At 65.7% G+C, this 13,029-nt stretch carries 13 protein-coding genes and 1 pseudogene; 8 read left to right on the top strand and 6 right to left on the bottom strand.

Annotation, left to right across the window (positions count from 1 at the left end; all coding sequences use genetic code 11):
- Positions 1-175: 175 nt before the first annotated feature.
- The 6 genes from M8859_RS06685 (at position 176) to M8859_RS06710 (ending at position 5,846) form a co-directional block, all read left to right on the top strand.
- Entirely contained in the window at positions 176-763 is a 588-nt protein-coding gene (locus M8859_RS06685) for a flavin reductase family protein (RefSeq protein WP_201295240.1), read from the top strand.
- A gap of 129 nt (positions 764-892) precedes the next feature.
- The gene (locus M8859_RS06690) at positions 893-2,485 is read left to right on the top strand and encodes a tryptophan halogenase family protein (RefSeq protein WP_159925488.1); all 1,593 of its coding nucleotides are present in this window, start codon (positions 893-895) and stop codon (positions 2,483-2,485) included.
- Between the two features lie 12 nt (positions 2,486-2,497).
- Positions 2,498-3,646, top strand: a complete 1,149-nt coding sequence (locus tag M8859_RS06695; RefSeq protein ID WP_159925490.1) for a monodechloroaminopyrrolnitrin synthase PrnB family protein — start codon at positions 2,498-2,500, stop codon at positions 3,644-3,646.
- On the top strand, positions 3,639-4,952 hold the full coding sequence (locus tag M8859_RS06700; RefSeq protein WP_195072382.1) for a flavin-dependent oxidoreductase: 1,314 nt from the start codon (positions 3,639-3,641) through the stop codon (positions 4,950-4,952). Before M8859_RS06695 ends, M8859_RS06700 begins: the two co-directional genes overlap by 8 nt.
- Positions 4,953-5,038: 86 nt before the next feature.
- A complete protein-coding gene (locus tag M8859_RS06705) occupies positions 5,039-5,368 on the top strand; it encodes a DoxX family protein (protein ID WP_201295241.1) in 330 nt (109 codons plus the stop codon).
- 73 nt (positions 5,369-5,441) lie between these two features.
- On the top strand, positions 5,442-5,846 hold the full coding sequence (locus M8859_RS06710; protein WP_249643993.1) for a hypothetical protein: 405 nt from the start codon (positions 5,442-5,444) through the stop codon (positions 5,844-5,846).
- Positions 5,847-6,107: 261 nt separating this feature from the next.
- On the opposite strand, the gene M8859_RS06715 is transcribed toward M8859_RS06710, so the two are convergent.
- A complete protein-coding gene (locus M8859_RS06715) occupies positions 6,108-6,551 on the bottom strand; it encodes a cupin domain-containing protein (RefSeq protein ID WP_236565495.1) in 444 nt (147 codons plus the stop codon).
- Positions 6,552-6,616: 65 nt separating this feature from the next.
- Between M8859_RS06715 and M8859_RS06720 the strand changes: the two genes are divergently transcribed.
- Positions 6,617-6,952, top strand: a complete 336-nt coding sequence (locus tag M8859_RS06720) for a MarR family winged helix-turn-helix transcriptional regulator (protein ID WP_372492878.1) — start codon at positions 6,617-6,619, stop codon at positions 6,950-6,952.
- A 39-nt stretch (positions 6,953-6,991) separates the two neighbouring features.
- Here M8859_RS06720 and M8859_RS06725 read toward each other — a convergent pair whose 3' ends face one another.
- Genes M8859_RS06725 through M8859_RS06735 form a run of 3 tightly spaced genes read right to left on the bottom strand, consistent with a single transcriptional unit; the run spans position 6,992 to position 10,339 of the window.
- On the bottom strand, positions 6,992-8,029 hold the full coding sequence (locus M8859_RS06725) for a TIGR03842 family LLM class F420-dependent oxidoreductase (protein ID WP_159925498.1): 1,038 nt from the start codon (positions 8,027-8,029) through the stop codon (positions 6,992-6,994).
- 35 nt (positions 8,030-8,064) lie between these two features.
- Positions 8,065-9,486 carry a dihydropyrimidinase gene (gene hydA, locus M8859_RS06730; RefSeq protein ID WP_249643994.1) on the bottom strand — a complete coding sequence of 474 codons (1,422 nt, stop codon included), beginning with the start codon at positions 9,484-9,486 and terminating at the stop codon, positions 8,065-8,067.
- Between the two features lie 16 nt (positions 9,487-9,502).
- On the bottom strand, positions 9,503-10,339 hold the full coding sequence (locus tag M8859_RS06735) for a nitrilase-related carbon-nitrogen hydrolase (protein ID WP_159925502.1): 837 nt from the start codon (positions 10,337-10,339) through the stop codon (positions 9,503-9,505).
- A 206-nt stretch (positions 10,340-10,545) separates the two neighbouring features.
- On the opposite strand from M8859_RS06735, the gene M8859_RS06740 reads away from it, so the two are divergent.
- Complete coding sequence (locus tag M8859_RS06740) at positions 10,546-11,277, top strand: peptidylprolyl isomerase (protein ID WP_236565496.1); 732 nt, start codon at positions 10,546-10,548, stop codon at positions 11,275-11,277.
- A 110-nt stretch (positions 11,278-11,387) separates the two neighbouring features.
- On the opposite strand, the pseudogene M8859_RS37565 reads toward M8859_RS06740, so the two are convergent.
- A pseudogene (locus tag M8859_RS37565) lies at positions 11,388-11,780 on the bottom strand (VOC family protein); the annotation flags it as partial.
- 62 nt (positions 11,781-11,842) lie between these two features.
- Positions 11,843-13,024 (bottom strand): cation:proton antiporter, encoded by a 1,182-nt coding sequence (locus M8859_RS06745; RefSeq protein ID WP_159925504.1) that lies wholly within the window; start codon positions 13,022-13,024, stop codon positions 11,843-11,845.
- Between the last annotated feature and the right edge of the window lie 5 nt (positions 13,025-13,029).

Raw genomic sequence — 13,029 nt, forward strand, 5'->3', positions numbered from 1 at the left:
CAGTATTCCACGAGTGAAATTGGTGATCAAAATTGCCTGCCGCATTCAACCACATATACACGCCGTGGCGAACACCACGGTATGAGCGCCGTGTACGCCCGGCTACCCCGTTTGCGGACCGTGCGTCGCGTCGGCAACCCACGACGCACCTCGTCAAGTTGGAGACCTTCCCGTCATGACCGAATCGATCACGGCAACCGGCGATATACGGCACATGACAGCCGAGGGGTTTCGGGCCATGATGCGCGGCTTTCCCACCGGAGTCTCGATCGTCACTGCCACTGATGTCTCGGGCGCACCACGCGGTATGACCTGCACGTCGGTGAGCAGCGTGACTCTGCGCCCGCCAACGTTACTGGTCTGCCTGCGCGACGGGAGCCCTACGCTCGAGGCGGTCGTGAGCAGTGGCACCTTCTCCGTGAACCTGCTTCACAGCGCCGCACAATCGGCTGCCGAGTTGTTCGCTTCCGGCGCGCCGAACCGGTTCGACCTCATCTACTGGGAGCAATCGTCCGTGAACGGTAGTCCACGTCTGAGCCGCGACGCGCATGCTATCGCCGAGTGCCGTGTCATCCACACCGCCACGGTCGGTGACCACACCGTCGTCTTCGGCGAAACGCTCAGTATCACCCGGAACTCTGGTCTCGAGCCGTTGCTTTACGGACTGGGCCAGTACCGCTTCTGGCCGGAGATGGAGGCCAATGGAACTACCTGCAACCAGAATGTGCACGACTGCGAACTATCGAACAGAACTATTGAATAAAAACGTGAGTTCGCCTGGTCACAAGGGCAGGGTCACAGGCTACCTACCTACTAGAAGTATTATCTTTTATTTTCGGTTCGCCATCTATTCATAGCTACCTTATTTCGATGCTCAATGAGGAACACTCAAATGAACGATAACCGTATCAATAAAGTTGTTGTACTCGGCGGCGGGACTGCCGGATGGATGACCGCATCCTATCTCGGCAAGGCACTCGGCGACGAAGTATCCATCACAGTCCTCGAGGCCCCGGCCATCCCCAAGATCGGGGTCGGCGAGGCAACAGTACCCAACCTGCATAAGACGTTCTTCGATTTTCTCGGGTTGACGGAGGAAGACTGGATGCGTGAGTGCAACGCCAGCTTCAAGATGGGCATCAAATTCATCAACTGGCGCACTCCGGGTGTCGGCGAGGCGACCGGGCGGCGCTTCCGCGACGCCACTGATCATTACTACCACCTGTTCGGATTGCTGCCCAACCACGCCAACTTGCCATTGTCGCACTACTGGGTGAACAAGAAGCTGGCCGGCCAGACCGACGAACCCTTCGACTACGCCTGCTACCGCGAGCCGCCGATTCTGGACAAGAACCTGGCTCCCCGCCACGTCGACGGTTCGCGGTGGACGAACTACGCGTGGCACTTCGACGCCAACCTGGTCGCCGACTTCCTGCGCCGGTTCGCAGTGAACAAGCAGGGAGCAGTGCACGTCCAGGACGAGATGACCGAGGTGGTCTTCGACCAACGTGGCTATATCTCGGCCCTGAAGACCAAGTCCGGTCGGGTGCTCGAAGGCGATCTGTTCATCGACTGCTCAGGGTTCCGCGGCCTGCTGATCAATCAGGCGATGCGGGAGCCGTTCCTGGACATGAGCGAGCACCTGCTGAACGACAGCGCAGTGGCCACTGCTGTGCCGCATGACGATGCCGCGAACGGCATCGAGCCCTACACCTCAGCGATCGCTATGTCGTCAGGGTGGACCTGGAAGATTCCCATGTTGGGCCGGTTCGGCACCGGGTATGTGTACTCCAGCCGGTTCCAGAACCAGGACGACGCCACCGAGGAGTTCTGCCGCATGTGGAACCTCGACCCGGCAGAGCAGCCGCTCAACCAGATCCGCTTCCGCGTCGGCCGCAACCGCCGCGCCTGGGTGAAAAACTGCGTCAGTATCGGCCTGTCCGGCTGCTTCCTCGAGCCGTTGGAGTCCACGGGCATCTACTTCATCACCGCCTCGCTCTACCAGCTGGCCAAGCACTTCCCCGACCGGCGGTTCGACCAGGTCCTGGTCAACCGGTTCAACCGGGAGATCGAGACGATGTTCGACGACTCCCGGGACTTCATCCAGGCGCACTTCACTTTCGCCCCGCGCGAGGACACCCCGTTCTGGAAGGCCTGCAAGGAGCTGGAGCTCGCCGACGACATCACCGAGAAGATCGCGATGTACCGGGCAGGGCTGGCGGTGAATATGCCGGTCACCGACGAGCAGACGTACTACGCCAACTTCGAGGCCGAGTTCCGCAACTACTGGACCAACAGCAGCTACTACTGCATTTTCGCCGGGCTCGGCCTCGTGCCGGACCATCCGGTGCCGGCCCTGGCCTACCGCCCGGACGACACCGCCTCCGCGGAACCGGTGTTCGCCGAGATCAAGCAGACACAGCAGGAGCTGTTGCGGACCCTGCCGTCTACCTATGAGTACTTGCGCCAGTTGCATGCCAAGTAAGGAGGCGCACTCATGCCGTTCACCCGGTTACCCAACCAGGCAGGCACCGTCGACTGCACAGTGATCAGCGCGCTGGACCCGCTGCACGCTGACGAGTTCTGCCCTAGCCTTCCGGCGATGAACGCCTCGGCCGACGTGCTGGCCCTGGCCGCGCGGCTGCGGGAGTTGGTCCCGGATATGGGCCTGGTCGCCTCGTTCTCCTTGGAGCAGGCGCTGGGCGCGATGCGCGACCTCGGCCTGTTCCTCGGCTCGTTGAAACGCCACGGCGTCCAGCCCGTCGAGGCGGTGCCCGAGGTCGAACCGGTGTTGGTGGCGCTGGGCCGGCGCACCGACATGATTCCGAGAGACACCGTGCACCACTACACCGAGTGGAACCCGACCGACGGCCGCCAGCGGATGTACACCGGCGATCCCCAAGAGGGATTCCTCATGAACGGGCCGCGGATGTCGATGCCGCACCTCGGCGACGCCGTCGACCAGTGCGTCCGGCTGGCCGCGCTGGAACCGGATGATGCTGCATTCCCGGCACTACTGGCCAGCATCGCGGAGAATATCGGCTGTTTCGACAAAGCGATCAGCATGGTGGTGGAGAAAGTCACGCCGGAGTTCTTCGCCCGCGAGATGCGGCCCTACTTCGAGGAGGTCACCGTTGCGGAGATGACATTCCTCGGGCCTGCAGCGGCGCATGTCCCGCTGTTCCTCGTCGATCTGTTGGTCTGGGCCTCCGACCACAGCGCGCTGACGTACGACGACTTCATCGACGAAGCCGCCCAGCACACGCTGCCGCAGTGGCGGTCGTTGGTGGACGCCTGGCGACGCTCGCCGTCGGTGGTCACCAAGGTCACCCAAGCGTTGCAGTCGGTGGCCCCGCATGAGCCTCCACCCGCGCTGCGGGATGCGGCGGTGGCGCTGTCCATGACACTTCGCGCGCTGACGCTGTTCCGCGGCAAGCACTTGACGATCGCACGCAAGGCCTACCGCGACGAGATTCGGTTGTACGAGCTGGGTAGTGGCAACGGGAGCATTGAACTGCTGCGCCAGATCCTTGATCTCACCCGGGAGAACGCGTGGCTGGTCGCGCGGGCCGACGGCCGCGGGGCAAGCGGGCCGACGCGACTGCAGGGGGTCGCCAACGGCGGTAAGGACGGCTCAGGTGGATAGCGATCTCCGAATTGTCATCGCCGGGGCCGGGATCGGTGGCCTCAGCGCGGCCCTGTCGTTGCACGCGGCCGGGTTCACCAACGTCGTGGTGGTCGAGGCGGTGCCCTCCATCCAGCCGATAGGTGTCGGCCTCAATATCCTGCCGAACGCGGTCCGCGAGCTGACTGGGCTCGGCGTGTTCGATGCGGTCTCCCGCCGCGCGGTGAAAACGCTGGACTTCTCGCTGTACCACCGTTGCGGCAGCCTCATCTGGCGGGAGCCACGCGGAGTCGCAGCCGGGCACCGGTGGCCGCAGCTGTCCGTGCACCGCGGTCACCTGCAGCAAACGCTGGCGGCCGCGGTGGTGCACAGGCTGGGCCAGGATTCGTTGGTGACTGACGCGCGGGTTGTCGGCTTCGAGCCGCGTGGCGCTGACCGCGTGAAGGTGGCGCTTCAGCACCCAGCGGCCGGCGGCAGCAGCGTCCACGAGGCCGATGTCCTCATCGGCGCGGATGGCCTGCACTCGACGGTTCGCGCCGCCCTCTATCCAGCAGAGGGCGAGCCTTGCGGCAACGGTCTCGTGATGTGGCGAGGGACCACTTGGGCCGAGCCATACCTGTCTGGACGGTCGATGATCGTCATCGGCGACGACCAGCAGAAGATTGTGGTCTATCCGATCGTCCCTCCGGCCAGCTCAGGCAGCCCCTCATTGATCAACTGGGTGACCGGCCTGCCATCCACGGCCCTGCCGCCAGGGGGAACCAATTCCGCCGAGCGACGCGCCCACGTGCTACGCCACTACAGTAGCTGGGCGCAGCCGTGGCTGGACATCCCGGCGCTGATCTCCGAGGCGGTGGACATCCTCGAGTACCCGATGCTGGACCGGGATCCCCTGCCACGGTGGGCATTCGGCCATGTTGTCCTGCTCGGTGACGCCGCGCACCCCATGTATCCGGTCGGCTCGAACGGGGCGACGCAGGCGATCGTGGACGGTCGCGCGGTCGCGTACTACCTCGCCACCTTGGATGACCCTGGTGAGGCGCTGGCGGCGTTCGAGGCCGATCGCAGACCTAAGATGACCGGGGTCCAGGCAGCGAACCGAAGGATGGGGCCGGAGCAGGCGATCGACCTCGTGCACCGGCGCGCCCCTGGCGGCTTCACCGCGGTCGAGGACGTGATCTCGATAGACGAACTCCGGGAGATCTCCCGCCGGTACGCCCAGACCGGCGGGTTCACTCCAGCACAACTCAACGCTGAACCGACCTCGCCCTACGCCGTCGGTCAGCCCCTGCAAGATTCGTTCCCACAGCCAGCAGAGTCCTGGTGAACGCTGGTGGACTGGGCAGCAGCGGTAAAACTCAATTCGTTCGAATCAAGACCTCATGCGGAAGGTAGGTAAAGGTGGTCGTCATAGTGATCGTGCTGCTGGGGGTTAGTTTTATGGGGGCAGGCGTGGCCAAGCTAGTGGGCTTCCAAGTGATGAGGGACGATGCGGCGCGATTTGGCTTCCCCTACTGGGCTTACCGGGTAATCGGCGCGCTGGAGGTGTGTGGTGGCGCGGGCCTGATGGGCGGGTTGGCATTGAAACCACTGGCAATCGTTTCTGCAATAGGGTTGGTCGGGCTGACCATCGGAGCAGTGGTGTGCCATCTGCGGGCGAACGATCCGAGAATAAAGCCGGCCGCGGCCGCCGTGATGGGTGTTCTCTCGGCAGTGGCAGGGGTTATGAGTGTTATCCAGTGAAACTCCGCATAGGCCAGGTGCGCCACTATGTCGTGGTTCGACTGATGCTGGACACACCCCGTACTCTGCTCGAGTGACTCGAGACCAGACCGCATCGCCGAGAGTCGTAGCGACAGATTCCTACCGGACGGTCGAGAATCCATCCGAGACGCAGCTGCACGACATCCTCGCGGACATGAACCTGAGTGCGCCCTTCGTGATCGTCGACCGGCTCGACGGCCCCCAACCCGGCGACTACTACATTCAGGTTCACCTCGATGAACAAGTGGATCCAGAGCAGGGGCACGGCTATATCGTCGAATTTCGCGACGGAGGACCGGATGCGCATTTCCGTGCCACCGTCAGCGACGACGCTCCGTGGGACAGCGCCTTCTCTCCCGCATTCGACACCGTGGTGAACGCCGTCCAGGACTGGGCATTCCAGCGCGGAGACTGGCGAACAGCACTGAGCTGGGAACGGCTCGAATTCGACCGCTGACCAGATGTATCGGGCTCAGCGGGACCATCCCTGCGCGGTCTGTCGCACGGTGCGCATATGAGCGCGATCTCGGGGATCGCCGCGATGGCCAGCTGTGACGATGACTACCTGCGCGGCCGAGACTCATTCAGCGAGGAATGAGAGTGTCGGAACTCCGGTGGATCTGATCTCGGTCCGATGAGCCGAGCATGCCTACCCCTTACCGAGGTCGGATCCACCGGCAATCCGACACTCCCTCTGGTCGCCGCCGATCGTCGCTGGCTATGCCGATCCTCCGGGCGAAGAAAACCTCGCTCTGAACCGCGAATCGGGGACGGGTTGGATTTCTATGGGGGTCAGCGGGCCCAGGGGGCGACGATGGGGGGCCGGGGATGAGTCCCTGTCCGCCACGGGTAATACGACGATTGCCTCGAAGGGTTCATCACTGGGCGTGGACATTGCGAACTGTTGGTATGCGGGCACGATTAGTGCGTCTCCGGCTGTGACGGTGAAGGTTTCGTCGCCCATGGTGACGGTCATCGTTCCGGACAGCGCGATGAAGATCTCCTCGCGGTCCAGGGCGTGTGCGGGAGCGTCGATGCCGGGCTTCAGGGTCAGTCGCCAGGCGCTGTTCTCGGTGGAGCCGCGGCTGGGTGCGGCCAGGCCGATGAATATCGCGTGGTCGTTCTCGAAGCGTGGCGCGCTGTCGGCGGTGAGGTGTGGCATGCGTGTCTCCTAATCTTCAACCATGAGCGCGGCTATCGCGGACTCGGTGCGTCTACGGCTACGTCCTGCGTTCGCTGGCCGAGAACGCCCGCACTGCAAGTCAACTGGCTGAGGGGCTCGGTATCAGCGCGCAGGGCGCGGCCAAGGTCGTCGACGAAATGGTGCGGCGCGGGTACGTGGAGCGGCGCCCGGATCCGGCCGACAAGCGGGCCAAGTTGCTGCACCTGTCCGCCCGAGGGCGCGACCTACTGGTCGCGGTGCGCGAATTCCACGCCGCCTACGAGCGCGAGCTGATCGCCAGGGTAGGCGGGGACCAGGTCGCCACTGTGCGCGCGGTGCTGGGCGAGGTTATCGGCATGGCAGCGGTTTCCGGCGAAGAGCGCACCTTTCGGCCGCTATGAGAGCCATCGACGGGTTACTGCGGCCAGATCCGACCATCGCTACCCTGTCGATCGGGCGGCGGTCAGGAAAGGGGCGAGACGAGGCAGCACCGATTCACCGTACGCCTCCAGGGTCGTCGTCTTCGCGTCGTGCTGGAGGTAGACAGCGAATTGGTCCACGCCGAGCCCCGCCAGCTCCCGCAACCGGGACAGGTGCTCGTCGGGCGTGCCCAGCAGGCAGAAGCGGTCCACGATGGCATCGGGCACATACTCGGCGTGGACGTTGCCCGCGCGTCCGTGCTGGGTGTAGTCGTAGCCCCGCCTGCCTTCGACGTAGTCGGTGAGTGCGGCCGGGATGTCGCCCGCCGTACCGTATTTCGTGACGATCTCCGCCACGTGGTTGCCGACCATTCCGCCGAACCATCGGCACTGCTGCCGCGCGTGCGCGAGCGCCGCGTCCGTCCCGTCGGTGACGTACGCGGGTGCGGCCACGCACATCCGGATCGCCGCCGGGTCCCTTCCTGCGCGCTCGGCCGCCGCCCGCACCCGCGCGATCGTCCAGGCGGTGATGTCCGGGTCGGCCAGTTGCAGGATGAAACCGTCCGCCACCGCGCCGGTCAGGTCGAGGGCGCGTGGTCCGTAGCCCGCCACCCACACCTCCAGCCGCGAGCCGGTCGCCCACGGCAAGCGGACCAGAGTGTCGCCCACGCGCGCGCTGCGTCCGTTACCCAGCTCCCGGATCACCTCGACCGCCTGTCGCAGGGTGGCGAGAGTGGCCGGGTTCCCGCCCTGGGTGCGCACAGCCGAATCCCCGCGGCCGATCCCGCACAGCGTGCGATTACCGAACATCTCGTTCAGCGTGGCGAAGGTCGACGCGGTCACCGTCCAGTCCCGGGTGGACGGATTGGTCACCATCGGACCGACCATGACCTTGCGCGTGGCCGCCAGGATCTGGCTGTGGATGACGTAGGGCTCCTGCCAGAGCAGATGCGAGTCGAACGTCCAGACGTGCGAGAACCCGTATGTCTCCGCCAGCCTGGCCAGTTCGATCACGCGCGAGGCAGGGGGCGTGCATTGCAGCACCAGACCGATGTCCATTCGGCACTCTCCGTTCCGAGGATCGAGATGCGGCGTCAGATCAGGTTCTGTGACAGTGCGCGCTCGACGAACCGGCCGTGCCCCGCGTAACCGAGGTAGACGCCGTCATCGACGACCACACGGCCCCGCGACAGCACCGTGTCGACGTGTCCGTCGATCTCGAAGCCCTCGTAGGCCGAATAGTCCATGTTCATGTGATGTGTCTTGCCGAGACCGATGCTGGTGTGGCCGCCCGGGTCGTAGATCACGATGTCGGCGTCCGCGCCCGGGCTGATCACCCCTTTGCGCGGGTACATGCCGAACATCCGGGCCGGCGTGGTGCAGCAGACCTCGACCCATCGTTCCAGCGAGATCCGGCCGGATCGGACGCCCTGGAACATCAGGTCCATCCGATGCTCCACGCCGCCGATGCCGTTGGGGATCTTGCTGAAGTCGCCGAAGCCCATGTCCTTCTGGTCCTTCATGCAGAACGGACAGTGGTCGGTGCCGACCGTCGTGACGTCACCGGTGCGTATATAGCGCCACAACTCGTCCTGATGCCCTTCGGCTTTCGACCGCAGCGGGGTGGAACACACCCATTTGGCGCCTTCGAAACCGGGTGCGCCGAGCTGCTCTTCGAGCGAGAGGTACAGGTACTGCGGGCAGGTCTCGCCGAAGACGTTGCGTCCGGCGTCGCGGGCGGCGGCGATCTGCGCCAGTGCCTGCTCGGCCGATACGTGCACGACATACAGCGGCACGCCGGTCAGCTCGGCCAGCATGATCGCGCGGTGGGTCGCCTCCTCCTCCAGCTGCCACGGCCTGGTCGTGCCGTGGAAGTACGGTGCGGTCTCCCCGCGCGCGAGCGCTTGCTCGACCAGCACATCGATGGCGATGCCGTTCTCGGCGTGCATCATCACCAGCGCACCCAGCTCCGCCGCCGACTGCATGGCGCGCAATATCTGGCCGTCGGTGGAGTAGAAGACACCCGGGTAGGCCATGAACAGCTTGAAGCTGGTGACGCCCTCTGCCACCAATTCGCTCATCCCCTTCAGGGACTCGTCGTCGACTTCGCCGATGATCTGGTGGAACCCGTAGTCGATCGCGCACTGTCCGGCCGCCTTGTGGTGCCAGGCGGCCAGGGTCTCCTGGACGCGCTCCCCCGGCTTCTGGACGGCGAAGTCGATGATCGTGGTGGTGCCACCCCACGCGGCGGCACGGGTGCCTGTCTCGAAGGTGTCGGAGGCTTCGGTCCCCCCGAAGGGCATTTGCATGTGGGTGTGGCCGTCCACCCCGCCGGGGATCACGTATCTGCCGGTCGCGTCGAATACCCGATCGGCGGACGCGGCGAGGTCCGCGCCCAGCGCGGTGGAACCCGGCTGGAGAACGGCGGCGATGCTCTCGCCGTCGACGAGCACGTCGAGCGGTTGGGCTCCGGTGGCGCAGACCACCGTGCCGCCGTGGATGAAAGTGCGCGCCATCTCCTTCTCCCCCTTCTCAGGGGGCCACCAGCGGCCCATAGGCGTCGGGGCGGCGGTCGCGGTAGAACGCCCAGCGGTCGCGCACCACCTTGATCAAGTCCATATCCAGATCGCGGACGACCAGTTCGGGGTCGATATCGGAGGCGACGTCGCCGACGAATCTGCCTTCGGGGTCGGCGAAATAGCTGGTGCCGTAGAAGTCGTCGTCGCCGTACTCCTCGACGCCGACCCGGTTGATGGCGCCGATGAAATACTCGTTGGCCACCGCGGCGGCCGGCTGCTCCAGTTTCCAGAGGTAGCCGGACAGGCCCCGCGAGGTGGCCGACGGGTTGAACACGATCTCGGCGCCCGCGAGGCCCAGCGCGCGCCAACCCTCCGGGAAGTGCCGGTCGTAGCAGATGTAGACGCCGACTTTGCCGACCGCGGTGTCGAAAACCGGCCAGCCCAGGTTGCCCGGCCGGAAGTAGAACTTCTCCCAGAACCCGTGGACGTGCGGGAGGTGATGTTTGCGGTACTTGCCGAGATAGCTGCCGTCGGCGTCGATCACCGCCGCCGTGTTGTACAGCAGACCCGGCTGCTGCTGCTCGTACACCGGCAGGATCATCACCATGCGCAATTGCTCCGCCAGTTCGGCGAATCTCTCGGTTGTCGGCCCCGGGACGGACTCGGCGTACTCGTAGAACTCCGTGTCCTGCTGCTGACAGAAGTACGGCCCGTAGAACAGCTCCTGGAAGCAGATCACCGTGGCCCCCTGCGCGGCGGCCCGGCGCGCGTAGTCCTCGTGGGCCTTGATCATCGACTCTTTGTCACCGGTCCAGTTCGTTTGGACCAGCGCCGCTCGAACGATTCCCATGCTTCGTTCTACATCACCGGGAACAAATACTGTTGTCCAACAAGTTGCCGGAAACATTTTGTGGCCGATCTGCAGCCATCGAGGCCCCACATATCGGACCGCGCACCCGGTCGATCGAGCCGTATTCCCCCACCACGATCGGGGAGATGGAATGATTCGCGCTGCATCGTCCGGTGCGCAAACCCGAGTGAAGGAGATTTCCAGCGGTGAGCAGCGAAGTGCAAGCACGAGAACTCGTCGACGGTCGGCGCGCGGGGCGCCGGAGTTTACCGTGGCGATCGCTGCGGATCCTCGGGGTTCTCGCCGTCGGTGTGACGCTGGTGGCCTCCACAGCGGGTATCGTCTCGGCGACCCCGGCACCGGCTCGGGAGCAGGGGCCGACCGGTTGCGCCGCACCGGCTGCGGGGCAGCCGAACGGCAAGCAGTGGCCCGCCGAACCCGGCATGAGCATCGACACCAACGCCGGATACACGGCGACGCTGGCCACCACGTGTGGCACCGTGACCATCGCCCTGGACGCGGCCCGCGCGCCGCGCACGGTCAACTCGTTCGTGTTCCTGGCCGGTGAGCGGTTCTTCGACCACACGAAGTGCCACCGGATGACCACCGAGGGCATCTTCGTCCTGCAGTGCGGCGACCCGACCGCGACCGGCATGGGCGGCCCCGGCTACTTCTTCCCCGACGAGAACCTGGCCGGCGCAACCTACCCGGCAGGCACGGTCGCCATGGCGAACGCCGGGCCCGGCACCAACGGCAGCCAATTCTTCCTGGTCTACCGTGATGCGCCGCTGCCGCCGAGTTACACGCCGTTCGGCAGGGTCACCGCGGGCATGGACGTGCTCGACTCCATCGCGGCCGCCGGCGTCAAGGACGGGTCGGCCGACGGCGCACCGGCCGTGGATGTCGTGCTCGATTCGGTCGCGGCCGTCCGCAACTGACTTCCGTACCAGCCCGGTGGCGGCGCCGAGTCGGCGCCGCCACCGTGGAACTCAGCTCGCCCGGTCCTTGAAGAACACGACTTCCCAGAGGTGACCGTCCGATCGGCGAAATAGCCCGCGTAGATGCCCCAGGGCCGCTGCCGCGGCGGATGCACGATGGCGCCGCCCGCCACGCGCGCGAGTTGCAGAGCGCTGTCCACCTCCGCGCGACTGCCGAGGAACCAGCCCAGGCTCACCGGTGAGCCCGCGACCCGCTCCACCGGGATTCCGGCGTCCTTGGCCAGGTCCTCACGCCCGTACAGCGACAGGATGAGCCCGTTCCCGAAGGTGAACATGGCCGCCGAACCGCCGGGTTCCCGCTCGTCGCCGACGAATTCGGTACCGACGATCCCGGGGAACGACACGCCGAGTTGCCGGTAGAACCGCAGTGAGCGATCCAGGTCGCTCACACCGAGAGTGATCACACTGATGTGCGCCTGCACGGCCCGCACCTCCGAACTCACGACCGATATCCCGACGACCTCAGTACAACTCGGCCGCCCGCCGGAGGTCTTGAACGAATCGGTCAGGACACCTCGGCACGCCGTCGCAGCACCAGCGCCATGACCGGCTCGACGAAGCGGCTTGCGATCGGACCGAGAACCGCCATCAGCAGCACGTAGGTGGTGGCGAGGGCGGCGAATTCCGCGGGAACCGCGCCCGCGGCGACGGCCAGGCCTGCGATGACGATCGAGAATTCACCGTGGGCGACCAGTGCGGTGCCCGCCCGCGCCCGGCCGAGGCGGCCCGCACCGGCTCGCTTGGCCGCCCACCATCCGGTGGCGATCTTGCTGGCCGTGGTGACCAGCGCCAGCAGGCACGCCCAGCCCAGCACCGGCGGAATGCTCGCCGGGTCGGTGCTCAGGCCGAACAGCACGAAGAACAGCGCGGCGAACAGATCACGCAGCGGTTCCAGGATCTTGGTGGCGTTGTGCGCGGTGGAGTCGGAGATCGCGATGCCGAGCAGGAAGGCGCCGACCGCCGCGGACACCTGCACCGCGGAGGCCACACCCGCCACCAGCAGCGCGGAGCCGAGCAGCTTCAACAGGAAGATCTCCCGGTCCTCGCTGTCGACTATCGCGGAGACGTAGCGGCCGTAGCGCAGCGCGACGATCAGGACGACTGTGACCGCCGTCAACGCGATGGCCAGCGTCTTCAGCCCGGCCAGGAAGCCGACACCGGCCAGCACCGCCGTCAGCACCGGTAGGTATCCGGCCATCACCAAGTCTTCGAACACCAGGATGGACAGGATCACCGGCGTCTCCCGGTTGCCGAGCCTGCCCAGGTCGTTGAGCACTTTCGCGACGATGCCGGAGGACGAGATGTAGGTCACCCCGGCCATCGCGATCGCGCCGGTGAACCCCCAGCCGAGCCCGAGCGCCACGAGCACACCCGGAGTCGCGTTGAGCACGATATCGACCACACCGGCCGCCCACGACCGGCGCATGCCCGTGACCAGTTCCGGCGCACTGTATTCCAGGCCGAGCAGCAAGAGCAGCAGGACGACGCCGATTTCGCTGGCGAGGTGGATGAAGTCGTCGACCTGCCGCAACTCGACCAGGCCGCCGGTGCCGAACACCAGGCCGCCGATCAGGTACAACGGGATGGGCGACATGCCGATGCGGGCGGCGATTCGTCCCAGCAGGCCCAGGCCGAAAAACACCGCGCCCAGCTGGATCAGCGCGAGCGCGGTCTCGTGTGCCACCATGCCGC

Source organism: Nocardia sputi (assembly GCF_023501985.1).